This is a genomic window from Staphylococcus pseudoxylosus (genome assembly GCF_044794325.1).
Lineage (GTDB): Bacteria > Bacillota > Bacilli > Staphylococcales > Staphylococcaceae > Staphylococcus > Staphylococcus pseudoxylosus.
In genome coordinates this window covers 1,910,537-1,933,623 of the sequence record NZ_CP085024.1, presented here as the reverse complement: position 1 = coordinate 1,933,623, position 23,087 = coordinate 1,910,537, and the positions used below count along the sequence as shown (strand labels likewise).

Here is a 23,087-nt window from a genome sequence, read left to right as displayed (position 1 = left end):
ATGGGTTGTGTAAAAATGATGGAAACGATAAATGCGCAAATTATTATAAATAAAATAGAAAACAATGAAGTTCAATGGCTATATGATCACTTTAGTGAATATTTTCAAGACGTCACATCTATAAAGGACTTGGAACAAATATTAAGTCATTATAATGCCATTAGAGGTCAGAATCATTTATATAGACACTTACATATAAATCGACATCAAGAATACATTTGGTTTGATAATAAAATTGCTACAGGTGTAAGTGTTTTTCTGAATAAATATCAGGAAATTATAGCGATGTCGTTGGTACCGATTAAACATATACGTGGTATGAAACAATCAAAGCAATATTACACAATACCAATTAAATCCAAATGCCTTGTCTATTGGGGCGGTGACAATGAATTAATCAATTATCACTATCAATATAAAAATCAGAGACTAGCAATGGACCTTATAAAAGTTGAAGATGGATGCACATATAATGGTGATTCAAATCAATGTGAAAATTATCATATTTACGATTTGCCCATTGTTGCGCCAGCAAATGGTGTTGTTGAAGAAATTGTCGATGGAATCTCAGATAGTATACCGGGTGAGATGAATACAGTTCATCCTGAAGGCAATTATATAGTTATAAAACATGGTCATAAAGAATATAGTTTGATTGCACACATTAAACCACATTCATTTAAAATTGAAAAAGGTGACGATTTATTACGTGGTCAACATATAGCTAACGTTGGTAATTCCGGCAATTCATCAGAACCGCATATTCATTTTCAAGTAATGAATGATAAAAACTTGCAAGTAACACAAACATTGAAAATCCAATTCCATAATGATATTGCTCCTGTTAAAGGAGATGAAATAACATATAATGGTGATAGTATATTAATAGAAAAAGAACAACCGTTTTCTAAAATCGCAAAAAATATTCATACAAATATTACACACTTATTCAAAGGTTGAAAATAAAATGATAAAGAGGCTATGCTATGGAAATGATTACTTCAGCACAAAATAGTAAAGTTAAAAGCGCGAATAAATTAAAAAAGAAACGCGAAAGAGATAAAACTGGATTAGCACTTATTGAAGGCTACCACTTAATCGAAGAAGCATATAAAAGCAATTTGATAATCCAACAATTATATGTTGTTGATGCAGAAAGATTGGATGACAACTTAAAGCAATATGCACAAGAAGTGTTTGAAATTAATCTGAAAGTTGCGGAAGTGTTATCGGGTACAGTGACACCACAAGGTTTTTTCGCTGTTATTGAAAAGCCTGAATATGAAATAACTTCTGCCAAACAAGTGTTACTTATCGATTGTATACAAGATCCAGGTAACTTAGGCACTTTAATCCGTACTGCAGACGCTGCTGGATTAGATTTAATAGTGCTTGAAAAGGGTACTGCAGATCCTTATCAAGATAAAGTATTACGTGCAAGCCAAGGGAGTGTATTCCACTTACCTATTGTCACAAAAGATTTAAGTGAGTTTATTGAAAACTTTGAAGGCGAAGTATATGGTACAGCATTAGAAAACGCAGTAGATTACCATCAAGTTTCAAGTCAAGAAGCTTTTGCACTATTACTAGGTAATGAAGGTGATGGTGTAAATTCGAAATTATTAGAACAAACAACGCAAAATTTAATAATTCCAATTTATGGTAAGGCTGAAAGTTTAAATGTTGCTATTGCAGGAAGTATCGTAATGTATCACTTGAAAGGTTGACCCCTTTGTGAATCATCGTATATAATAAAGACAATGAAATTTAAATAATTACCGATAAAAAGACGTAAACTATATCCTACAGATGTATAAGGGAGATTGTTCAAGACTGAAAGATAATCCACTGTATTTAGTTTTTTTCACCTTTTTGGTTACTTAAAGAAATTTAAGTCGGATATCATTTCCGTTATCAATGACAACAAGTGTATGCTTATGCATAAATTTGGGTGGTACCACGGAAGGCTTTCGTCCCAGTTTTAAGGGATGAAAGTCTTTTTGTGTTTTTTAATTTAAATAACTCGATTATATTTTAAAAATAGGAGGGCTAAGTATGACACAAACAGAAACTATGTCAGAAATAAAACAACAAGCATTAGTCGATATCAATGAAGCTCAAAATGAAAAAGAATTACAAGATGTAAAAGTTAAGTATTTAGGAAAAAAAGGTTCGGTTACTGGTTTAATGAAGCATATGAAAGATTTACCGAATGAAGAAAAGCCTGCTTACGGTCAACAAGTAAATGAAGTGAGACAGACAATTGAAGGTGAAATTGACTCACGCCGTGAATTGTTAGCAAACGAACAATTAGAACAACAACTTAAAGAAGAACAAATCGATGTGACATTACCTAGCCGTAAAATTGCTAATGGTGCAAAGCATCCATTAACACGCACTATTGAAGAAATTGAAGATTTATTTTTAGGTTTGGGTTACGAAATTGTAGATGGTTTTGAAGTAGAGCAAGATTATTATAATTTTGAAGCATTAAATTTACCAAAATCTCATCCAGCTAGGGATATGCAAGACAGTTTTTACATAACTGATGAAATATTAATGCGTACACACACATCTCCAGTTCAAGCTAGAACTATGGAAAAGCGTAATGGACAAGGACCGGTTAAAATTTTATGTCCGGGGAAAGTTTATCGTCGTGACTCAGATGATGCTACACACAGCCATCAATTTACACAAATTGAAGGATTAGTTGTAGATGAAAATATTAAAATGAGTGACTTAAAAGGGACATTAGAATTATTGGCAAAACAATTATTCGGTGAAGATAGAGAGATTCGTTTACGCCCTAGCTATTTCCCATTTACAGAACCTTCAGTCGAAGTTGATGTATCTTGCTTCAAGTGTAAAGGAGAAGGCTGTAATGTATGTAAACACACAGGTTGGATTGAAATTTTAGGGGCTGGAATGGTGCATCCTAACGTACTTGAAATGGCAGGATTTGATTCAACTAAATATTCTGGTTTCGCATTTGGAATGGGGCCAGACCGTATTGCAATGTTGAAATATGGTATTGAAGATATAAGACATTTCTATACCAATGACGTACGTTTCTTAAGTCAATTTAAAGCAGTAGAAGATAGAGGTGAAAAATAATGTTTATTTCAAAAGAATGGTTAGAATCATATGTTGAGGTTAATCAACCTGTTAACGTACTTGCTGAACGTATTACACGAACTGGTATAGAAGTAGACGATATCATTGATTATACAAAAGATATTAAAAACCTAGTTGTAGGTTATGTACAATCAAAAGCAGCACACCCTGGCGCTGATAAGCTTAATATTTGTCAAGTTGATATTGGTGAAGCAGAACCAGTCCAAATCGTTTGTGGCGCGCCTAATGTAGACGCAGGCCAAACAGTTATTGTTGCAACAGTAGGAGGTAGGTTGCCAGGTGGAGTGAAAATAAAACGTGCAAAATTACGTGGAGAACGTTCAGAAGGCATGATTTGTTCACTTCAAGAAATTGGTGTACCAGCTAACTTAGTCCCTAAACAATACGAGGACGGCATCTATGTATTTTCATCAGAAGTAACTCCAGGAACAGATGCGTTAAGTGCATTATACTTAAATGATCAAGTTATGGAATTTGATCTTACACCAAATAGAGCTGATGCATTGAGTATGATTGGTACAGCTTATGAGACAGCGGCATTATATAATGCGCCAATGACAAAACCAGAAATACAAAGTAATGAGAGTGATGAACAAACTAAGGATGAAATCAGTGTAACCATTCAAAATGATGATAAGGTACCTTATTATAGTGCACGTGTTGTAAATGATGTGACAATCGAACCTTCACCAGAATGGATGCAAATGCGTTTGATTAAAGCAGGTATTCGTCCAATTAATAATGTTGTTGATATTTCAAATTATGTTTTAATCGAATATGGTCAACCATTACACATGTTTGATAAAGACCAAATTGGTTCTAAACAAATCGAAGTTCGTCAAGCAAAAACAGATGAAGTTATAACAACATTAGATGATCAAGAACGTAAATTAGTAGCATCTGATATCGTAATCACAAACGGCGATTCCCCAATCGCTATTGCTGGTGTGATGGGTGGAGATTTCTCAGAAGTAACTGAAGCGACAAAAAATGTTGTTATTGAAGGTGCTATCTTTGATCCAGTATCAATTCGCCATACATCAAGACGTTTGAATTTAAGAAGTGAAGCTTCTAGCCGTTTTGAAAAAGGAATTGCCACAGAATTTGTAGATGAAGCAGTTGATCGTGCTTGTTATTTACTTCAAACATATGCAGGTGGTACTGTCACACAAGGACGTGTTGCTGAAGGTGATTTAGGCGAGTTTGTAACACCAATTGATATTTCAGTAGCAAAAGTTAATCGAACAATCGGTTTTGAACTAGCTGCAAAAGACATTGAAGCTATCTTCGTGCAACTTGGTTTTGAAACAACGAACACTGATGATGTACTAACTGTTATGGTGCCTTCACGTCGTAAAGACATCACAATTAAAGAAGATTTAATTGAAGAAATCGCACGTATATATGGTTATGATGAAATTCCTTCAACACTACCAGTATTTGAACATGTTACACATGGTTCGTTAACGGATAGACAGTCTAAGTCTCGTATTGTCAAAGCATCTTTAGAAGGTGCAGGCTTAAACCAAGCAATTAACTATTCACTTGTCGATAAAGAACGCGCTAATCACTTTGCATTGCAAAACCGTGATACAGTCACGTTGTTAATGCCAATGAGTGAAGCTCACTCTACGTTGCGTCAAAGTTTGATTCCACATTTAATTGATGCTGTTGCATACAATGTAGCACGTAAAAATAACCAAGTACGCTTATATGAACTTGGTCGTGTCTTCTTTGGTAACGGTGAAGGTGAATTACCAGACGAGGTTGAATATTTAAGTGGTATCTTAACGGGTGATTACACTGTGAACGCTTGGCAAGGTAAAAAGGAAGAAATCGACTTCTTCATAGCTAAAGGAATTGTAGATCGAGTGGCTGAGAAGTTAGATATACAATTTGAATATGAAGCTGGTGAAATTAACGGTTTACACCCAGGTAGAACGGCTTACGTGAAATTAAATGGAAAAGTTATTGGATTTGTAGGAGAATTACATCCACAAATTGAAAAAGACAATGATTTAAAACGTACTTACGTATTCGAGTTGAATTATGATGAATTAATGGCAGTATCTGTAGGTTATATTAATTATCAACCAATACCTAGATTCCCAGGCGTATCAAGAGATATTGCATTAGTTATTAACCGTGATATGCCTTCAGCAAAATTAGTAAGTACAATTCAGCAAAACGGTGGCGATATATTACAAGAAGCTGAAGTATTTGATGTTTATGAAGGTGAACATGTCGCAGAAGATGAAAAATCTATAGCAATTCGTTTATCATATTTAGACACTGAAGATACGCTTACGGATGATAAAGTAAATGCGGTACATGAAGCAATATTGACTGCATTACAGGCAGAAGGCGCTACAATCAGATAGTCATATTTAAATTGTGATAGATGCTTTTAATGCTATAAAAAGTATGGTATACAATTGAAAGTGATTTAAACAAATCAATAAAAAACACACCTCCATTTGACGTGCGCTCAAAAGTTAGATTTTTAGCCTAACTTTTGGGGATCAGCACGGTTTCAAACTTAGAGGTGTGTTTTACATTTATACCAAAATTATTTGATGTATTAATTATAACTTACTAGATTTACAGTGTAACTAGAAAAACATTTTAGTGCAGGTCATACTACAAATAGAAGAGAATGGTAAATAATAGAATTGAAATTAGACATACACGCTTATTTATGCTTTTTTTGTACTAAGTTTTCAGCCTTTTGCCTATTTGCAAAATGTTTTTTGGAAATACTATCAAGATAAGCTATGCCTTTACGCTCAATTAATTTAGCGGCGGTTAAGTCAACTTTGTTACTTGCGCCTTTAGGAATTTCCATTTTTGCTGAACGCGATAAATTATCCATATGTTTCACAAAAGCGTATCTTGAGATAATGCTTGCAGCTGCAATAGCAATGGATTTTGATTCTCCTTTAGTTTCGAATTTAGTTTTGCTGCTAAAGGGTAGTTCACTCAACGCATAACGCTTGTATACACCAGATTCAGCGAATTGGTCAATGACAATATAATCTAATGCTTCTGTATCAATTTTTTGCGTCACATTTTTAATAGCTTCATTGTGTAAAACGGCTTTCATTTTCACTTGAGACCAACCTGCTTTTTGTTTTTCATTATATTTATCATTGTTCATTGTTAACAACGAGTGAGGGATGAAAGTTACAAGTTGTTCTGCTAATTCAACAATCTTAGCGTCGGTTAATCTTTTAGAGTCATCTACACCTAATGTTTTTAAGATTTGAACATTTTTTTTAGAAACATAAGCGGCACATACCGTAAGTGGCCCAAAATAGTCACCACTGCCTGCTTCATCACTACCAATACAATTATAACGATTATATTGTATTGTTTGCTGTGAATTTGTCGATTTACCTGAATTTTTCTTAGCTGGAACGACATTTGGTAATAATTGTGATGCGATGGATTCAGCATCTTTACCTTGAAACATTACTTTATTCGAATTATATACAGAAATAGATGTGTTTTTATATTTTGTTTTAGCTTTCATACCCTGAGATACATTTGTAGTATCAAAAGATATTTTCGACATTAATTGGTCGATCTGTTGTTTAGTTAATTTGTGTACAACATTAGACATATTATTGACCTCACTTTATATAAATAACTGAATTAAATTTTAGACATTTAACATCATATCACATGTGTGAAATTTGAGAACAGATTGTACGAGTTACATATGTATAAGTTGAAGGAAATTTTTATCAATATAGGCAAAATAAAAATAAATCACAAGAATTTTTAATATAACAAATCTCACCACTTACAAAATAATATTATGTCGTGTATAATAGTTCGTGATAAATATTCTAAATGACTAGATTACATACTTAATGAAACTAATGAAAGAATAAGTTCGGAAATTTACATTCAAAGTCAGGAGTTATTATATGGGTGAGTTTAAAAATCGGATTAACGTAACTATAAATGATCAACATTATACAATCGTCGGAGAGGACAACCCTGAGCATATCCGTTATGTAGCGCATTTAGTAGATGAGAGGCTGAAAACACTAGCTAGTAAAAGCACAGGCCTTGATACTACTAGAAAAGCTATTCTTACAGCTGTAAATATAATGCATGAAAAAGTACAGTTAGAAGAAGAAAATTACCGTTTACAACAAGAAATAAAACAATTAAAAAATAGAGAAGAATAATGATTATTGATTTAATAATCGTAATTATTTTCCTTTACATAGGCATGATTGGATTTAGAAGGGGCACTTGGTTAAGTTCATTACATTTAGGTTCAACTGTGTTCTCCCTTTGGGTGGCTCATCGTTTACATTCACAAATTTCACAACGATTAGAGTTATTTGTGCCGTTTCCTAAAACGCGTGCATATGATTTGAACTATGCATTCCAATTTGATAACCTACAGCAACGTTTTGATCATATCGTAGCATTTTTGATGATAGCAACTGTTACGAAAATACTTTGCTATGGTATTGTCGTTCTATTTGATAATGTAATAACATCTAGACAACCTAATTGGATAAGTCGTGCGTTAGGTGTAATAATGAGTGTGATTTCTTCGACTATTATTTGTGCTACTTTGTTTTATATGATTTCAATATACCCGCTTGAATTCATACAACAACAGTTGATGGAAGGGCATTTGGCTGAATACTTTATAATTCATGCGCCATTCATATCGTCATATGTACTAAATATATAGGGTGTTTTAGAATATAAACATATAAGGTTTTATAAAATATAGGAGGTCAGGACATAATCAATTTACTGAATTTAAAACAGTAATCTGTCTTGACCTTTTTCTATGGAGTGAAAATAATGACAAAAAAAGATATTATTCAATTATTAGAAAAAATAGCTACTTATATGGAATTAAAAGGTGAAAATACATTTAAAGTATCGGCATATAGAAAAGCCGCACAAAGCCTTGAAATTGACGAACGTCCAATAGAACAAATAGAAGATGTGACTCAATTAAAGGGTATCGGCAAAGGCGTAGGTGAAGTAATAGATGAATACCGTAAAAATGGCACTTCATCGACATTAGAATCTTTGAAGCAAGAAGTACCAGAAGGTCTTATTCCATTATTGAAAATTCAAGGTTTAGGTAGTAAAAAAATAACTAAACTGTATAAAGCGTTGAATATTGATGGGAAAGAAACATTACAAGCTGCATGTGAACAAGGGTTAGTAAGCGAATTAAGTGGTTTTGCCAAAAAAACAGAACAAAATATATTGGAAGCTGTAAAAGTCTTAGGCGCTAAAAAAGATAATTATCCTATTGATCAAATGCGTGGGTTAAATAAAATGATAGATGCATACTTGTCACAAATTGATGCCATTGTACAATATGAAGTTGCTGGAAGTTTTAGAAGATATAAAGAAATAAGTAAAGATTTGGATTATATAATTAGTACAGATGAACCAGCCAATGTACAACAAGCATTATTAAATATTCCGAACAAAGTTAAAGATATTGCCATTGGTCAAACAAAGGTATCATTAGAACTAAGTTTTGATGATGAAACCATTGGTGTTGATTTTAGGCTAATTGAACCATCAGCGTTTTATCATACATTACAGCACTTTACAGGTTCCAAAGATCATAATATTCGCATACGCCAATTAGCAAAAGAACAAGATGAAAAAGTAAGCGAATATGGAATTGAACAAGCAGACGGAAACATCATTCAATACCAAAGTGAAAAAGAGATTTACGAACATTTTGGTGTTAATTGGATTGAACCTGCAATTAGAGAAGATGGCAGTGAGTTTGATAAAGACTTATCAGAAATTATAAAATTAGATGATATCCAAGGAGATATTCATATGCATACAACATATAGTGATGGCGCATTTAGTTTAGAAGAAATGGTCAAAGCTAATATCGCGAAAGGATATCAATTTATGGTGATTACAGACCATTCACAGAGTTTGAAAGTAGCAAATGGTTTGTCTGTAGAAAGGTTATTACGCCAGAATGAAGAAATAAAAGCTTTAAATGAGAAATATGATGAAATTGATATTTATTCAGGAATAGAGATGGATATATTACCAGATGGACGTTTAGATTATGATGATGAAGTCTTAGCACAATTAGATTATGTTATAGCTGCAATACATCAAAGTTTTAATCAATCACAAGATGAAATTATGCAACGTTTGGAAAATGCATGTCGTAATCCATATGTTAGACACATTGCGCACCCGACGGGACGAATCATAGGGAAACGCCCTGGCTATGAACCGGATATTGACAGATTATGTGAGATAGCAGCTGAAACAAATACAATTTTAGAAATTAACGCAAATCCTAAACGTTTAGATTTAAATGCCGAAACTGTTAAAAAACATCCGAATGTTAATTTAACAATTAACACAGATGCACACCATGTAGATCATTTAGAATTTATGAAATATGGTATTGCAACTGCACAAAAAGGATTTGTGAAAAAAGACAGAGTTATTAATACAATGTCTCGCGAAGATTTTAAATCGCTAATAGAAAATAATATTAAATTGAAGAAATAGAGGGATTAGATGAGACAGAAATCATTAGATGTCTTAGAATTCGATAAAATCAAATTGTTAGTTGAAAATGAAGCAATTAGTGATTTAGGAAAAGAAAAAGTTGTCGCAATGGCACCTGCAACTGATTTTGAAACTGTAGAATTTCAAATGAATGAGACCGATGAAATTTCACAGATTTACAATAAGCATCGTATGCCTAGTTTAAGCGGATTAGCAAAAATTTCAGCATTTATCCATAGAGCTAGTATTGGTGGTGTGCTAAATGTGAGTGAATTAAATGTGATTAAACGTCTTATACAAATACAAAATCAATATAAGACATTTTACAACAATCTTATTAACGAAGAAGAAACGATTAATTACCCAATTCTCAATGACAGAATGGAACAGTTACCTATCTTGACTGATTTATATCAAAGTATACATGAAAAATGTGATGCTTATGATTTATATGACAATGCCAGTTATGAATTACAAGGTATTAGAAGTAAAATTTCCAGTACGACACAGCGAATCAAACAAAACTTGGATAAAATTGTTAAAAGTCAAGGTAATCAGAAAAAATTATCCGATGCAATTGTGACTGTACGTAATGAGCGTAATGTTATCCCGGTGAAAGCGGAATATAGACAAGATTTTAATGGTATAGTTCACGACCAATCGGCTTCAGGACAAACGTTATATATTGAGCCATCATCAATAGTAGAAATGAGTAATCAAATTAGCCGTTTACGTAATGACGAAGCCGTTGAAAAAGAAAGGATTTTATCGGAACTCACTGGCTATGTAGCTGAAGAAGCTGAATCTTGTTTGATGTCAGAATCTATAATGGGCCAAATTGATTTTCTAACTGCTAAAGCACGTTATGCAAGTTCAATTAAAGGAACTAAACCAGAGTTTACGGCTGAAAGAACAGTATATTTACCAAAAGCTTATCATCCCTTATTGGACAGAGATACTGTTGTAGCTAATACAATTGAATTTGCACAAGATATTGAGACGGTTATTATTACTGGTCCTAATACAGGTGGTAAGACTGTTACGTTAAAAACACTTGGTTTAATTATTATGATGGCACAATCAGGTATGTTGATACCTACACTTGATGGCAGTAAATTGAGTGTATTTGAAAATGTGTTCTGTGACATCGGCGATGAACAATCTATTGAACAGTCACTTTCTACATTTTCTTCACATATGAAAAATATTGTTGAAATTTTACAAGAAACTACAAAACATAGTTTGATTTTATTTGATGAATTAGGGGCAGGTACAGATCCAAGTGAAGGTGCCGCACTAGCAATGAGTATTTTAGATTATGTACATGATATTGGTTCTTTAGTAATGGCAACCACACACTATCCAGAATTAAAAGCATATAGCTATAATAGAGACGGTGTTATGAATGCGAGTGTAGAGTTTGATGTTAATACATTGAGCCCAACTTACAAATTGTTGATGGGCGTCCCAGGACGTTCAAATGCTTTTGACATTTCAAAAAAACTAGGACTAAACATTCAAGTTATTCAAAAAGCTAAATCTATGATTGGCCAAGACGAACAAGAAATTAATGAAATGATAGCTTCGCTTGAAACAAATTCAAAACGTGTCGATGAGCAACGCATCGAGTTAGACCGCCTGCTTAGAGAAGCTCAAGATACACATGATGCTTTAGCAAAACAATATGAACAATATCAAAATCACGAAAAGCAACTCATGAATGAAGCTAAAGAAAAAGCAAATCAACGTGTGAAATCAGCTACTAATGAAGCGGATGAAATCTTAAAAGAATTACGTGAATTGAGAGATAAAAAAGGTGCAGATGTAAAAGAACATGAACTAATTGACAAGAAGAAACAACTGGACGATCAGTATGAAGCTAAATCAATTAAGCAAAATGTTGAGAAGAAAAAATGGGATACCATTAAAGCTGGTGACGAAGTTAAAGTACTGACTTATGGCCAAAAAGGTGAAGTCTTAGAACTAATCGATAATAATGAAGCAGTAGTACAGATGGGTATCATTAAGATGAAACTACCTTTAGAGGACTTGGAAAAAACTAAGAAAACTAAAGAAGAACCTACTAAAATGATCAAACGTGAAAATAGACAAAGTATCAAAATGGAACTTGATTTACGTGGCTATCGCTACGACGAAGCAATGGTTGCTGTAGATCAATATTTAGATCAGGCTGTATTAAGTAATTATGAACAAGTTTATATTATTCATGGTAAAGGTACAGGCGCTCTACAAAAAGGTGTGCAAAATCATTTGAAACGACATAAAAGTGTGTCATCATATAGAAACGGCATGCCAAGTGAAGGCGGATTTGGCGTAACCGTAGTAGAATTAAAATAATCGTGAGCAAGAGGTATGCAGAATATCATAAAGTCTGTTATAATTTCTTCATCATTTGAAATTTAAGGAGGATTGGCAGTTATGGCAATCGTAAAAGTAACGGATTCAAACTTTGATGAAAATATTCAATCAGGGGTAAATTTAGTAGATTTTTGGGCAACTTGGTGTGGCCCTTGTAAGATGATTGCTCCAGTATTAGAAGATTTAGCTGGTGATTTTGAAGGTAAGGCTAATATTTTAAAACTTGATGTAGATGAAAATCCATCAACAGCTGCTAAATTTGAAGTTATGAGTATCCCAACTTTAATCGTATTTAAAGATGGTGAACCAGTAGATAAAGTTGTAGGTTTCCAACCTAAAGAAAACTTAGCTGAAGTAATCGAAAAACACTTATAATATACTAAAGAACTACCAAGTCCGGGACATATCAATGTCCTGGATTTTTTAATCAGTTAGAAAATAGTTTATTTGAAAGATAAGAACGATTTAATCTTACAAATGAATATAAGTTTAAACAGCCTATTTTTAGGTGCTAGTATAGCTTAATTTATGCCAGTTATATTATATAATTATTCATAGAGTTAAAGCGTAAAAATTTCAATAAATTGTGTAATATAGCTAAGCTATTTTATAATAGTGTAGATATAGATTTTTAATAGTAATTGTTATGACTTTATAAACTACACATAATCGATATGTAAATGATAAAGAAAGGAGGCTGCTCGAATTATGGAAACATATCAAAAAGACATTAAACAAAAACTTACAGTAGTACCTACTGAACCAGGTTGTTATTTAATGAAAGATCGTAACAACCAAATTATATATGTTGGTAAGGCCAAGAAGTTAAGAAATAGATTAAGGTCTTATTTTACAGGAGCGCATGATGCTAAAACGACACGCTTAGTCAGTGAAATTCGTAATTTTGAATTTATAGTAACATCGAGTGAAACAGAATCCTTATTGTTAGAGTTGAATCTAATCAAACAATACCAACCGCGATACAATATTTTATTAAAAGATGATAAAAGCTATCCTTTTATTAAAATAACTAAAGAAAAATACCCAAGACTAATTGTTACACGTACAGTTAAAAAGGGAAGCGGTAAATATTTTGGTCCATACCCTAACGCGTACTCAGCACAAGAAACTAAAAAGTTATTAGACCGTATTTATCCTTTTAGGAAATGTGATAAAATGCCTGATAAATTATGCCTTTATTATCATATAGGACAATGTTTAGGACCTTGTGTTTATCCAGTTGATTTAGAAAAATATGCAGAGATGACCAAAGAAATTACAGATTTTTTAAACGGTGAAGATAAAACCATTTTGCATAATTTAGAAGAAAAAATGCAAGAATCCAGTGAATCATTAGATTTTGAACGCGCAAAAGAGTATCGAGATTTAATTCAACATATACACAATTTAAATAAAAAGCAAAAAGTTACGTCCTCTGACAGTACTGTTAGAGATGTATTCGGCTACAGTGTGTCAAAAGGCTGGATGTGTATTCAAGTCTTCTTTATAAGACAAGGAAATATGATTAAAAGAGATGCTACAATGATACCAATTCAACAGACCGAAGAAGAAGAGTTTTATACTTTTATTGGTCAGTTTTATGATTTGAATCAACATATTTTACCCAAAGAAGTACACGTTCCAAAGCATCTTGATAAAGATATCATCCAATCTGTTGTAGATACTAAAATTGTTCAGCCTCTAAAAGGTAAGAAGAAAGATATGGTAGATTTAGCTAACCATAATGCGGAGATTACACTTGAAAATAAATTTGAGTTAATTGCTAAAGATGAATCACGTACAGTTAAAGCAATAGAAGAGCTTGGTGATGTGATGGGCATTCAAACACCAATTCGTATAGAGGCCTTTGATAATTCAAATATTCAAGGTGTAAATCCTGTTTCGGCAATGGTATCATTTGTGGATGGTAAACCTAATAAAAAAGGGTATCGCAAATATAAGATAAAGTCAGTTGTTGGTCCAGATGATTATAAATCTATGCGTGAAGTTGTGCGTCGACGTTATACGCGAGTACTTAACGAAGGCAGTCCATTACCAGATTTGATTATTGTAGATGGTGGTAAAGGGCATATGAGTGGCGTGCTTGATGTCCTTGAAAATGAATTAGGGCTTGATATACCAGTAGCAGGATTGCGTAAAAATGATAAGCACCAAACATCAGAAATTCTTTATGGTGAAAATGCCGAAGTTGTTCCTATGAAGAAAAATAGTCAGCCATTTTATTTACTTCAAAGAATACAAGACGAAGTGCATAGATTTGCAATCACATTCCATAGACAAACAAGACAGAAGACTGGATTACAATCTGTGTTAGATACTGTAGATGGAATTGGAGCTAAAAGAAAGACCAAATTATTACGTACATTTGGTTCTATTAAGAAAATGAAAGAAGCGAGCCTAGAAGATTTAAAAAAATCAGGACTCCCACAAAATGTTGCTGAGAATCTTCATCAAGCGTTATACGACAAAAAGTAGTAAAAACTTTGTGGCATGAGAATCATTCTCATGCCCATTTTCTATTTAATTAGTGTTACAATAGCAAATAACAGGAATTCTTTTTTTACATGTATGTGGAAGCGTTTTCTAATTGAGAATATTCTCATTGACACTGTATTTTAAATTATGTATAAAAATAGACTTTGTATAATACTTCTATATTTAAAAATGCGCAATAATATTGTGTTGTAACAAACATACAATGCTAGGAAAGTTATTGTGCTCAGTAGTTATTTAGAAATTTCAATTACTTTCACATCAAAAAAAAGAAATCTAAAAAATTAATTGTTTCACAGGGGGGACTTCCTTTTGGCATACTCGAAAAATCAATTCTATTTAAGACGATTACATTCTTTACTAGGTGTAATACCAATAGGTGGATTCTTATTAGTCCATTTACTTGTTAACCATCAGGCAACTAAAGGTGCTGAAGCGTTCAACAAGGCAGCTGGATTTATGGAATCATTACCTTTTTTAATTGTGTTGGAATTTGCTGTTATCTACATTCCAATTCTGTACCATGCAGTATACGGCGTACATATTGCCTTTACGGCAAAAGAGAACGTGGGGCACTATTCAGCGTTTAGAAACTGGATGTTCTTGTTACAACGTGTCACAGGTATCATAACTTTTGTGTTTATAGGGATTCATTTATGGCAGACAAGAATACAACGTGCCTTAGGACATGAAGTGAACTTTGATATGGTCCACGACATTGTAACTAATCCATTTTGGTTGATTTTCTATATTGTATGTTTATTAGCTGTAACATTCCACTTTGCGAATGGTTTATGGTCATTCCTAGTTACTTGGGGTGTATTACAATCTAAAAAATCACAACAAATCTTTACATGGGTTTCACTTGTTGTATTCCTAGTTGTTTCATACATCGGTATTAGCGCAATATTAGCATTTTTATAAAATTACAAAATAAAGTTTCACATATATTTGAGGGAGTGACAATTTATGGCAGAGAAGAAAATTATTGTTGTCGGTGGTGGACTAGCTGGTCTAATGTCAACAATTAAAGCAGCAGAGCAGGGTGCGCATGTAGACCTGTTCTCACTTGTTCCTGTTAAACGTTCACACTCTGTTTGTGCACAAGGTGGCATTAACGGAGCGGTAAATACGAAAGGTGAAGGAGATTCTCCGTCAGTGCATTTAGATGATACTGTTTATGGTGGAGACTTCTTAGCAAACCAACCACCTGTAAAAGCAATGACTGATGCAGCACCTAAAATTATTCATTTACTTGACCGTATGGGCGTAATGTTTAATAGAACTAAAGAAGGTCTATTAGACTTTAGACGTTTCGGTGGTACGATGTATCACAGAACTGCATATGCCGGTGCTACAACAGGTCAACAATTACTCTATGCATTAGATGAACAAGTGCGTAGCTATGAGGTTGACGGATTAGTTACAAAATATGAAGGCTGGGAATTCTTAGGTATAGTTAAAGATGATGATAATATGGCAAGAGGTATCGTTGCTCAAAATATGACAACTGCTGAAATTCAATCATTTGGTTCAGATGCTGTGATTATGGCAACTGGTGGTCCTGGTATTATCTTTGGTAAAACAACAAATTCAATGATTAATACTGGCTCAGCTGCTTCAATTGTATACCAACAAGGTGCAATGTATGCTAACGGTGAATTTATTCAGATTCACCCAACCGCTATTCCTGGCGATGATAAACTTAGATTAATGAGTGAATCAGCCCGTGGTGAAGGTGGCCGAATTTGGACTTATAAAGACGGTAAACCATGGTATTTCTTAGAAGAAAAATACCCAGATTATGGTAACTTAGTTCCTCGTGATATCGCGACACGTGAAATTTTTGATGTATGTGTGAATCAAAAATTAGGTATCAACGGTGAAAATATGGTATATCTAGATTTATCTCATAAAGATCCACATGAATTGGATATTAAATTAGGTGGAATCATCGAGATTTATGAAAAATTCACTGGTGATGATCCTCGTAAAGTACCAATGAAAATCTTCCCAGCAGTACATTACTCAATGGGCGGTTTATACGTAGATTATGATCAAATGACAAATATTAAAGGTTTATTTGCAGCTGGTGAATGTGACTTTTCACAACATGGTGGTAACCGCTTAGGTGCTAACTCATTACTATCTGCAATTTATGGTGGTACTGTTGCCGGTCCAAATGCTGTAGATTATATTTCAAATATCGAAGATTCATATACAGATTTAGATGAGAGCATTTACGAAAAACACGTCAAAGATCAACAAGAAAAATTTGATCACCTATTAAATATGAAGGGCACTGAAAACGCTTATAAACTTCATAGAGAATTAGGAGAAATCATGACTGCAAATGTTACAGTTGTGCGTGAAAATAAAGCGTTATTAGAAACAGATAAGAAGATTGTAGAATTGATGGAACGTTATCAAGATATCGATATTGAAGATACTCAAACTTGGAGTAACCAAGCTGTATTCTTTACACGTCAATTATGGAATATGTTAGTACTTGCACGTGTAATCACGATTGGTGCTTATAATAGAAATGAATCGCGTGGCGCGCATTATAAACCAGAATTCCCAGAAAGAAATGATGAAGAATGGTTGAAAACAACATTAGCTACGTATCAAGGCAAAACAGAAGCACCTAAGTTTACTTATGAACCAGTTGATATTAGTTTAATACCACCACGTAAACGTGATTACTCTAAGGCGTCAAAGGGAGGTAAATAATGATGGTAGAAACAAAAGAAGTTAATGAAACTCCTGTACAAAACGAGCAACCTAGCCAAAAAACAATTAAATTAATTATAAAACGTCAAGACAACGACAAATCTACACCATATAATGAAGAATTTGAAATTCCTTATAGAGAGAACCTAAACGTTATAGCATGTTTAATGGAAATTAGACGTAACCCAGTTAATAGTAAAGGCGAAAAAACAACACCTGTTATTTGGGATATGAACTGTTTAGAAGAAGTTTGTGGCGCATGTTCAATGGTCATCAATGGACAAGCAAGACAATCATGTTCTGCAATTGTTGATCAATTAGAACAACCTATCAAATTAGAACCAATGAGCACGTTCCCAGTTATTCGTGATTTACAAGTTGATCGTACTAGAATGTTCGATAACTTGAAACGAATGAAAGCATGGGTTCCAATCGATGGTACGTATGATTTAGGTCCAGGTCCACGTATGCCTGAGAAAAAACGTCAAACTGCTTATGAACTTTCCAAATGTATGACTTGTGGTGTTTGTTTAGAAGTTTGTCCAAACGTAACGAGTAAAAACGACTTTGTTGGTGCTCAAGCGATTTCACAAGTTAGACTATTTAATCTGCATCCAACAGGTTCAATGACAAAAGACGAACGTTTGGAAGCTTTAATGGGCGGCGGAGGTTTACAAGAATGTGGTAACTCACAAAACTGTGTAAACGCGTGTCCTAAAGGTATACCATTGACTACATCTATTGCCGCTTTAAATAGAGAAACGTCATTCCACATGTTCAAATCATTCTTTGGTTCAGATCATCAAGTACACTAATTGAACAATATTATTAAAGGCTTAACATTTTAATAACAAATGTTAAGTCTTTTTTTATAAAATCAGATAATTATTTGAAAGTTAAACAGGGTAAATACATATTGTATATATTATGGATGAAGACTTAACTATTAGCATGATTAATGATTTTGAAAACAAGACTATGCTACAATAAAGTACAAGATAATAAATAAGGATGTAATTGAATATGGACAAACCAATAGGTGTAATTGACTCTGGAGTTGGTGGTTTAACAGTTGCCAAAGAAATTATGCGCCAACTTCCAAACGAAACAATATATTATTTAGGTGATATTAAGCGTTGCCCTTATGGCCCAAGAGAGGGCTCACAGGTTAGGGAATTCACTACAGAATTAGCACATAAATTAATGGCATTTGATATTAAAATGTTAGTGATTGCTTGTAATACGGCTACAGCAGTAGCGTTAAAACATTTGCAAAACATATTGCCAATACCAGTAATTGGAGTGATAGAGCCTGGTGCAAGAACAGCAATTATGACTACAAAAAACAATGATGTTTTGATTTTAGGTACAGAAGGTACAATTAAATCTGAAGCCTATAGACATCATATTAAAAATATAAACCCAAATGTTGAAGTATCTGGGATAGCTTGTCCTGGTTTTGTCCCTTTAGTTGAACAGATGCGCTACCAAGACCCTACAATCACAAGTATTATTATTCACCAAACATTAAAACATTGGAGAAATAGTAATGCTGATACAGTGATTTTAGGCTGTACGCACTATCCACTGTTATATCAGCCAATAAATGATTATTTTGGCGGGGAAAAAGTAGTGATTTCTTCAGGGTTAGAAACTGCACGTGAGGTTAGCGCATTGTTAACTTTTAGTAATGAACATGCAGGATATAAACGACAACCTGAACATAAATTTTTTGCTACCGGAGAAACTGAACATATAGAATTAATTATTGAAGAATGGTTAAAAATGAAAGTGAAAGTTGAAAAAATTGAAATACAAGAATAGGAGACGAAACGATGGAAGATATAGTAATTGCATCAAACAATAAAGGCAAAATAAATGATTTTAAAGTCATATTTCCTGACTATAATGTAATAGGCATCGCAGAATTAATTGAGGGTTTTGATGTAGAAGAAACAGGAGATACATTTGAAGCAAATGCGAAGTTGAAATCAGAAGCGGCTGCTAAGGCATTAAATAAACGTGTAATTGCCGATGACAGTGGCCTTGAAGTATTTGCCTTAGGTGGAGAACCTGGTATATTTTCTGCACGTTACGCTGGAACTGAAAAAGATGATAATGCTAACATAGAAAAATTGCTAACCAATCTAGGTGATGAAACAAACCGCGCTGCACAATTTGTGTGTGTTATTAGTATGAGTGCACCTGGAGAAGAAACCATTCAATTTAAAGGCACCGTTGAAGGTGAAATTACTTTAAGTCAAATAGGGGAACAAGGCTTTGGTTATGATCCTATATTTTATTTAGAAGACAAAAATAAAACGATGGCTCAACTTACAGCTGAAGAAAAAAGCGAGGTAAGTCATAGAGGTAAAGCAATTGAAAAGTTACAACAATACTTAGAAGGTGAACAATCATGTTGAAATGGATTATAGTAAGTGATAATCACACAGAACAAGGTATTCTTTTTGACGTAATAAGCCACCATAATGATATTGATGTTGCGATTCACCTAGGTGATTCCGAATTTGAGTATCATGACAGCGAATTAAGCCATTTTTATAGAGTTAAAGGGAACACGGATTTTTACCCTGAATTTCCAAATGAAGAAATTATAGCAGTAAATGGTATTAAAGCATTTTATACACACGGTCATTTATACAATGTGAATCGTACACGTATACAACTTGCTGAACAAGCCAAAGCGTCAGGATGTCAATTTGCTTTCTATGGTCATACACACGTGGCTAAACATGAGCACATTGGTGATGTTCATGTCATAAACCCTGGGAGCATTTCACAATCGAGAAGTAACATAGAAGAGACCTATGCCGAATTGTTGATTGATGAAGTTGAAAAAGATGTAAAATTAAATTTTTATAATCGTAATCATCAAATCATTGATAGTGAAACGTTCAGTCTATAATGATTAAATATATAGCTAGCAATTACATAATTTATGTTAAATAATGCGTAGTTATTGGAATAATAAAGTAATATTGGTGAGGATAGCACTTTTTAGGGGCGATTAATGTAGTTTGATTTCATTTTCGCTCCTAAAATCATTAAATTATTAAGCTATTTTATTCTAGTAAAATGCTAAAATTAGTTAATTTTTTAATGAAATTAAAAAAAGATGATAAAAAGTCTATTAAAGTGAAAAATCATATTTATTTTTAATGCTTGGAGTATTGCTTTATAGCGATAAGTTAGATATAATAATTCTTGTGTTCAAAAAGAATATGTCCTGGTAGCTCAGCTGGATAGAGCAATGGCCTTCTAAGCCATCGGTCGGGGGTTCGAATCCCTCCCAGGACACTAATAGCGTTAAATAGCGCACATTCCAAACTTAGAAACCCCGTCGTTACGGGGTTTCTTTTATTTTGTCTACTATACGATAGAATAGAAAATAAAATTTTATGGCACCGGCATGGCACCGAGAAATATATTTTTACATTGCTGATAAAACTTCAATTGCTTTGTTATTTTCTTCAAGATATTTTTCTTCTAACAAATGGGAATAGATTTCAGTGGTAACAGAAATATTTTTATGGCCAAGCCTTTTTGAAATATAATAAATAGACACATCATTTGCGAGGAGATAAGAGCAATGCGTATGTCTTAATGCATGTGAAGTAATCTGTTTAATACCATGTAACTTACAGGCCTGTTTCAGTTGCTTGTTAACAGCGTTAATAGTAAGTGTAGTACCAAAAGAATTAAATAGTAATCCTTTGGTATTTAGTTTGAGTTTTTCAATCATACTAGTAATGTGTCTCATATCATCTTTAGCTATTGTTAAAGTACGAGGTGATACATCATTTTTACGTTCATCTATAAATACTTCATTTTTTACTTGGTTAATGTATTCATACTTCATATTTAAAACACCACTTATTCGACAGCCTGTACAAATCATTATAAATAGGGCGAGGGATGAACGATTATTTTGTGATTTGAAATATTGTTTAAGTGTTTCATATTCTACTAGGTTAATAAACTTACTTTGTTCATCTTTTGGAGGATTAGACCCTTTAAATGTGACCTTATAAGTAATATTCTTAGGTAGTAATCCTTCATAAACAGCATCGTCTATTGATGATCTAATATATCCATTTAGTTTTCTTATTGTTTCTTTTGAGTGTGTTTTAGAAAATTCATTTATAAATTGCTGGTACATATTTCGTGTTAATGATTTAAGACTTGTCTGTGAAAATGAATGATTACCGATATGTTTGATAGCTGCCTTATATGATTTGTAAGTTTTAGGTGTAACATTAGGTTGTTTGAATGTCTCGCACCAATTCTTAAAGTAATCATAAAATGATAAATCATTATCAAGATGAAGCCCTTTAGTTAATTCATTAAACTTTTCATTTCCTGCATATTCAGCTTCACGTTTTGTTTTAAATCCTTTTTTTCTATAACGTTTGCCTTCATATACAAAATCGTACATCCACTTTTTAAGTTTTTTATCATATTGATGTGTTTTCATAAGTTGTTCCTCCTAAAAAAGGTAAAAATATATAGGGCAGTGAAGACTGCCCTCAATAAAATAGTAACATGAAAATTTATATGTTATAATCATATCGAAATTGATTACTTAAGTAATCAAATGAAATACTAAGTGGGTGATATGAGTGATAAATTTATTTAATAAAATTCGTCAAATTGAAAATAAACAAAAGAAAATGTCGAATAGCCATCATTCTGAATTGCTTAAAAGAAAAACAAAAATTAATAGGTCAAATTATGAAAATAAAAATTTGAAATTGCAAGATAAAGTGGAGAAAGAATTATCAAGGCATTTTTGAAAACTCTAAACCTACAGGATGTATTAACTCATATTTGCAATTTTCTTTTAAACCTAATAAAGGAACTAGTAATATCATAAGCATATTAGAAATTCCGACTTTTAATATTTTATCTTGAAGCGTACTTGGATTCATATTTATTGCGTTTATAGAAGAGATATCTTTTTTTAATACTTTTCCTAATCCTTCTAATTTTAAGTCTGAAACTAATGTTAATGTTTCTGGATATATTCTCAAATTTTCTCTAGCACCAATAATAATACGTTTATCATTGATTAGAATAATTTTATCTTTTAAATATTGATTAAGATGAGTTGTTAGTTCTTGTAATAATTTGAAAATATGTATATTGTTGTAGTTTTTTACGTAAAATTCAACTTCTTCTTTATCATTGAAATATTTGCTAGCATTTAGTTGCTTTTGATTATTATGAATCTTTTTAGCTTCTCCGTATCTAGTTTTGATTTCTTCGGTAGTTGGTAGTTTTAAATTTTCTTCGTTCATAAATGTAATTCTTTGAAGAATATCTGAACCAAAAAAAGAACTAATAGTTTTGCTATCGTAAAATTCAAAATCTCCTTTCAATTCAATAAAATCATACAAGGATGAATTATCATCATCTTTAATTAATCCTACTTGTTCTAATTCATCGAGTATTTTATTATATAAAAAATCATCATAAGCTTTTTTAACACCACTTTTAAAAGTTTCATTGTTTAAAAATTCTATTGATTTATTTTCAAAAGAATTATTGGCTTGCTGTCCTCCAATATTAGTACCAGTGATTCCAATATTTGCTTTCGTTTCAGTTGTCTCTTCAGAACCGTATTGATCAGTAGTGTTATTTCCTGTTTGTTGTGATTTTTCAGTTATCAATTCTAATATTTTACCTTCGAATAATTGCGCAGAAATACTAGACACCTCATCAGTATCTAGATACACAAAATCTTTCATTTTTGTCAT

19 protein-coding genes and 1 tRNA gene are annotated in these 23,087 nt (G+C 32.8%); 17 read left to right on the top strand and 3 right to left on the bottom strand.

Features of this window, described 5'->3' with window-relative positions; genetic code table 11:
- The first annotated feature begins 15 nt into the window (after positions 1 to 15).
- The 4 genes from LG295_RS09255 (at position 16) to pheT (ending at position 5,516) form a co-directional block, all read left to right on the top strand.
- Positions 16 to 960, top strand: coding sequence for a M23 family metallopeptidase (locus LG295_RS09255; protein WP_404475749.1), 945 nt, complete (start codon positions 16 to 18; stop codon positions 958 to 960).
- A gap of 26 nt (positions 961 to 986) precedes the next feature.
- Positions 987 to 1,727, top strand: a complete 741-nt coding sequence (locus tag LG295_RS09250) for an RNA methyltransferase (protein WP_107529714.1) — start codon at positions 987 to 989, stop codon at positions 1,725 to 1,727.
- A gap of 328 nt (positions 1,728 to 2,055) precedes the next feature.
- Positions 2,056 to 3,114 carry a phenylalanine--tRNA ligase subunit alpha gene (gene pheS / locus LG295_RS09245; RefSeq protein WP_107529713.1) on the top strand — a complete coding sequence of 353 codons (1,059 nt, stop codon included), beginning with the start codon at positions 2,056 to 2,058 and terminating at the stop codon, positions 3,112 to 3,114.
- Positions 3,114 to 5,516 (top strand): phenylalanine--tRNA ligase subunit beta, encoded by a 2,403-nt coding sequence (gene pheT / locus LG295_RS09240; protein WP_318832963.1) that lies wholly within the window; start codon positions 3,114 to 3,116, stop codon positions 5,514 to 5,516. Before pheS ends, pheT begins: the two co-directional genes overlap by 1 nt.
- A 311-nt stretch (positions 5,517 to 5,827) precedes the next feature.
- Here pheT and rnhC read toward each other — a convergent pair whose 3' ends face one another.
- Positions 5,828 to 6,757 carry a ribonuclease HIII gene (gene rnhC / locus LG295_RS09235; RefSeq protein WP_318832962.1) on the bottom strand — a complete coding sequence of 310 codons (930 nt, stop codon included), beginning with the start codon at positions 6,755 to 6,757 and terminating at the stop codon, positions 5,828 to 5,830.
- Between the two features lie 310 nt (positions 6,758 to 7,067).
- Between rnhC and zapA the strand changes: the two genes are divergently transcribed.
- The 13 genes from zapA (at position 7,068) to LG295_RS09170 (ending at position 20,628) form a co-directional block, all read left to right on the top strand.
- Positions 7,068 to 7,334, top strand: coding sequence for a cell division protein ZapA (gene zapA / locus LG295_RS09230; protein WP_107529710.1), 267 nt, complete (start codon positions 7,068 to 7,070; stop codon positions 7,332 to 7,334).
- Positions 7,334 to 7,855, top strand: coding sequence for a CvpA family protein (locus tag LG295_RS09225; RefSeq protein ID WP_107529709.1), 522 nt, complete (start codon positions 7,334 to 7,336; stop codon positions 7,853 to 7,855). The genes zapA and LG295_RS09225 overlap by 1 nt, the downstream gene beginning before the upstream one ends.
- Before the next feature lie 116 nt (positions 7,856 to 7,971).
- Positions 7,972 to 9,684: a DNA polymerase/3'-5' exonuclease PolX gene (gene polX / locus LG295_RS09220; RefSeq protein WP_404475745.1), complete on the top strand. Its 1,713-nt coding sequence runs from the start codon at positions 7,972 to 7,974 to the stop codon at positions 9,682 to 9,684.
- A 9-nt stretch (positions 9,685 to 9,693) separates the two neighbouring features.
- Positions 9,694 to 12,042, top strand: a complete 2,349-nt coding sequence (locus tag LG295_RS09215) for an endonuclease MutS2 (RefSeq protein ID WP_318832960.1) — start codon at positions 9,694 to 9,696, stop codon at positions 12,040 to 12,042.
- A gap of 81 nt (positions 12,043 to 12,123) precedes the next feature.
- Positions 12,124 to 12,438 carry a thioredoxin gene (gene trxA / locus LG295_RS09210; protein WP_017724191.1) on the top strand — a complete coding sequence of 105 codons (315 nt, stop codon included), beginning with the start codon at positions 12,124 to 12,126 and terminating at the stop codon, positions 12,436 to 12,438.
- 333 nt (positions 12,439 to 12,771) lie between these two features.
- On the top strand, positions 12,772 to 14,559 hold the full coding sequence (gene uvrC / locus LG295_RS09205) for an excinuclease ABC subunit UvrC (RefSeq protein ID WP_107529706.1): 1,788 nt from the start codon (positions 12,772 to 12,774) through the stop codon (positions 14,557 to 14,559).
- A 330-nt stretch (positions 14,560 to 14,889) separates the two neighbouring features.
- Positions 14,890 to 15,501 (top strand): succinate dehydrogenase cytochrome b558 subunit, encoded by a 612-nt coding sequence (locus LG295_RS09200; RefSeq protein ID WP_107529705.1) that lies wholly within the window; start codon positions 14,890 to 14,892, stop codon positions 15,499 to 15,501.
- A 45-nt stretch (positions 15,502 to 15,546) separates the two neighbouring features.
- Positions 15,547 to 17,310 carry a succinate dehydrogenase flavoprotein subunit gene (gene sdhA, locus LG295_RS09195; RefSeq protein WP_107529704.1) on the top strand — a complete coding sequence of 588 codons (1,764 nt, stop codon included), beginning with the start codon at positions 15,547 to 15,549 and terminating at the stop codon, positions 17,308 to 17,310.
- Positions 17,311 to 17,312: 2 nt separating this feature from the next.
- The gene (gene sdhB / locus LG295_RS09190; RefSeq protein WP_318833044.1) at positions 17,313 to 18,125 is read left to right on the top strand and encodes a succinate dehydrogenase iron-sulfur subunit; all 813 of its coding nucleotides are present in this window, start codon (positions 17,313 to 17,315) and stop codon (positions 18,123 to 18,125) included.
- 208 nt (positions 18,126 to 18,333) lie between these two features.
- Positions 18,334 to 19,134, top strand: coding sequence for a glutamate racemase (gene racE / locus LG295_RS09185; RefSeq protein ID WP_318832959.1), 801 nt, complete (start codon positions 18,334 to 18,336; stop codon positions 19,132 to 19,134).
- 11 nt (positions 19,135 to 19,145) lie between these two features.
- Positions 19,146 to 19,733: an XTP/dITP diphosphatase gene (locus LG295_RS09180; protein WP_318832958.1), complete on the top strand. Its 588-nt coding sequence runs from the start codon at positions 19,146 to 19,148 to the stop codon at positions 19,731 to 19,733.
- On the top strand, positions 19,727 to 20,236 hold the full coding sequence (locus LG295_RS09175) for a YfcE family phosphodiesterase (protein WP_107529702.1): 510 nt from the start codon (positions 19,727 to 19,729) through the stop codon (positions 20,234 to 20,236). The genes LG295_RS09180 and LG295_RS09175 overlap by 7 nt, the downstream gene beginning before the upstream one ends.
- A gap of 318 nt (positions 20,237 to 20,554) precedes the next feature.
- Positions 20,555 to 20,628, top strand: a tRNA-Arg gene (locus LG295_RS09170).
- Between the two features lie 133 nt (positions 20,629 to 20,761).
- Here the strand turns inward: LG295_RS09170 and LG295_RS09165 are convergent.
- Positions 20,762 to 21,805, bottom strand: a complete 1,044-nt coding sequence (locus LG295_RS09165) for a tyrosine-type recombinase/integrase (RefSeq protein ID WP_404475741.1) — start codon at positions 21,803 to 21,805, stop codon at positions 20,762 to 20,764.
- A 304-nt stretch (positions 21,806 to 22,109) separates the two neighbouring features.
- Positions 22,110 to 23,087: a hypothetical protein gene (locus LG295_RS09160; protein WP_232164494.1), complete on the bottom strand. Its 978-nt coding sequence runs from the start codon at positions 23,085 to 23,087 to the stop codon at positions 22,110 to 22,112.

What these genes read in the sequence shown, in the direction of transcription:
- LG295_RS09255 (WP_404475749.1), top strand. Translation starts at nt 16, where the DNA reads ATGATGGAAACGATAAATGCGCAAATTATTATAAATAAAATAGAAAAC.
- LG295_RS09250 (WP_107529714.1), top strand. Translation starts at nt 987, where the DNA reads ATGGAAATGATTACTTCAGCACAAAATAGTAAAGTTAAAAGCGCGAAT.
- pheS (WP_107529713.1), top strand. Translation starts at nt 2,056, where the DNA reads ATGACACAAACAGAAACTATGTCAGAAATAAAACAACAAGCATTAGTC.
- pheT (WP_318832963.1), top strand. Translation starts at nt 3,114, where the DNA reads ATGTTTATTTCAAAAGAATGGTTAGAATCATATGTTGAGGTTAATCAA.
- rnhC (WP_318832962.1), bottom strand. Translation starts at nt 6,757, where the DNA reads ATGTCTAATGTTGTACACAAATTAACTAAACAACAGATCGACCAATTA.
- zapA (WP_107529710.1), top strand. Translation starts at nt 7,068, where the DNA reads ATGGGTGAGTTTAAAAATCGGATTAACGTAACTATAAATGATCAACAT.
- LG295_RS09225 (WP_107529709.1), top strand. Translation starts at nt 7,334, where the DNA reads ATGATTATTGATTTAATAATCGTAATTATTTTCCTTTACATAGGCATG.
- polX (WP_404475745.1), top strand. Translation starts at nt 7,972, where the DNA reads ATGACAAAAAAAGATATTATTCAATTATTAGAAAAAATAGCTACTTAT.
- LG295_RS09215 (WP_318832960.1), top strand. Translation starts at nt 9,694, where the DNA reads ATGAGACAGAAATCATTAGATGTCTTAGAATTCGATAAAATCAAATTG.
- trxA (WP_017724191.1), top strand. Translation starts at nt 12,124, where the DNA reads ATGGCAATCGTAAAAGTAACGGATTCAAACTTTGATGAAAATATTCAA.
- uvrC (WP_107529706.1), top strand. Translation starts at nt 12,772, where the DNA reads ATGGAAACATATCAAAAAGACATTAAACAAAAACTTACAGTAGTACCT.
- sdhA (WP_107529704.1), top strand. Translation starts at nt 15,547, where the DNA reads ATGGCAGAGAAGAAAATTATTGTTGTCGGTGGTGGACTAGCTGGTCTA.
- sdhB (WP_318833044.1), top strand. Translation starts at nt 17,313, where the DNA reads ATGGTAGAAACAAAAGAAGTTAATGAAACTCCTGTACAAAACGAGCAA.
- racE (WP_318832959.1), top strand. Translation starts at nt 18,334, where the DNA reads ATGGACAAACCAATAGGTGTAATTGACTCTGGAGTTGGTGGTTTAACA.
- LG295_RS09180 (WP_318832958.1), top strand. Translation starts at nt 19,146, where the DNA reads ATGGAAGATATAGTAATTGCATCAAACAATAAAGGCAAAATAAATGAT.
- LG295_RS09175 (WP_107529702.1), top strand. Translation starts at nt 19,727, where the DNA reads ATGTTGAAATGGATTATAGTAAGTGATAATCACACAGAACAAGGTATT.
- LG295_RS09165 (WP_404475741.1), bottom strand. Translation starts at nt 21,805, where the DNA reads ATGAAAACACATCAATATGATAAAAAACTTAAAAAGTGGATGTACGAT.
- LG295_RS09160 (WP_232164494.1), bottom strand. Translation starts at nt 23,087, where the DNA reads ATGACAAAAATGAAAGATTTTGTGTATCTAGATACTGATGAGGTGTCT.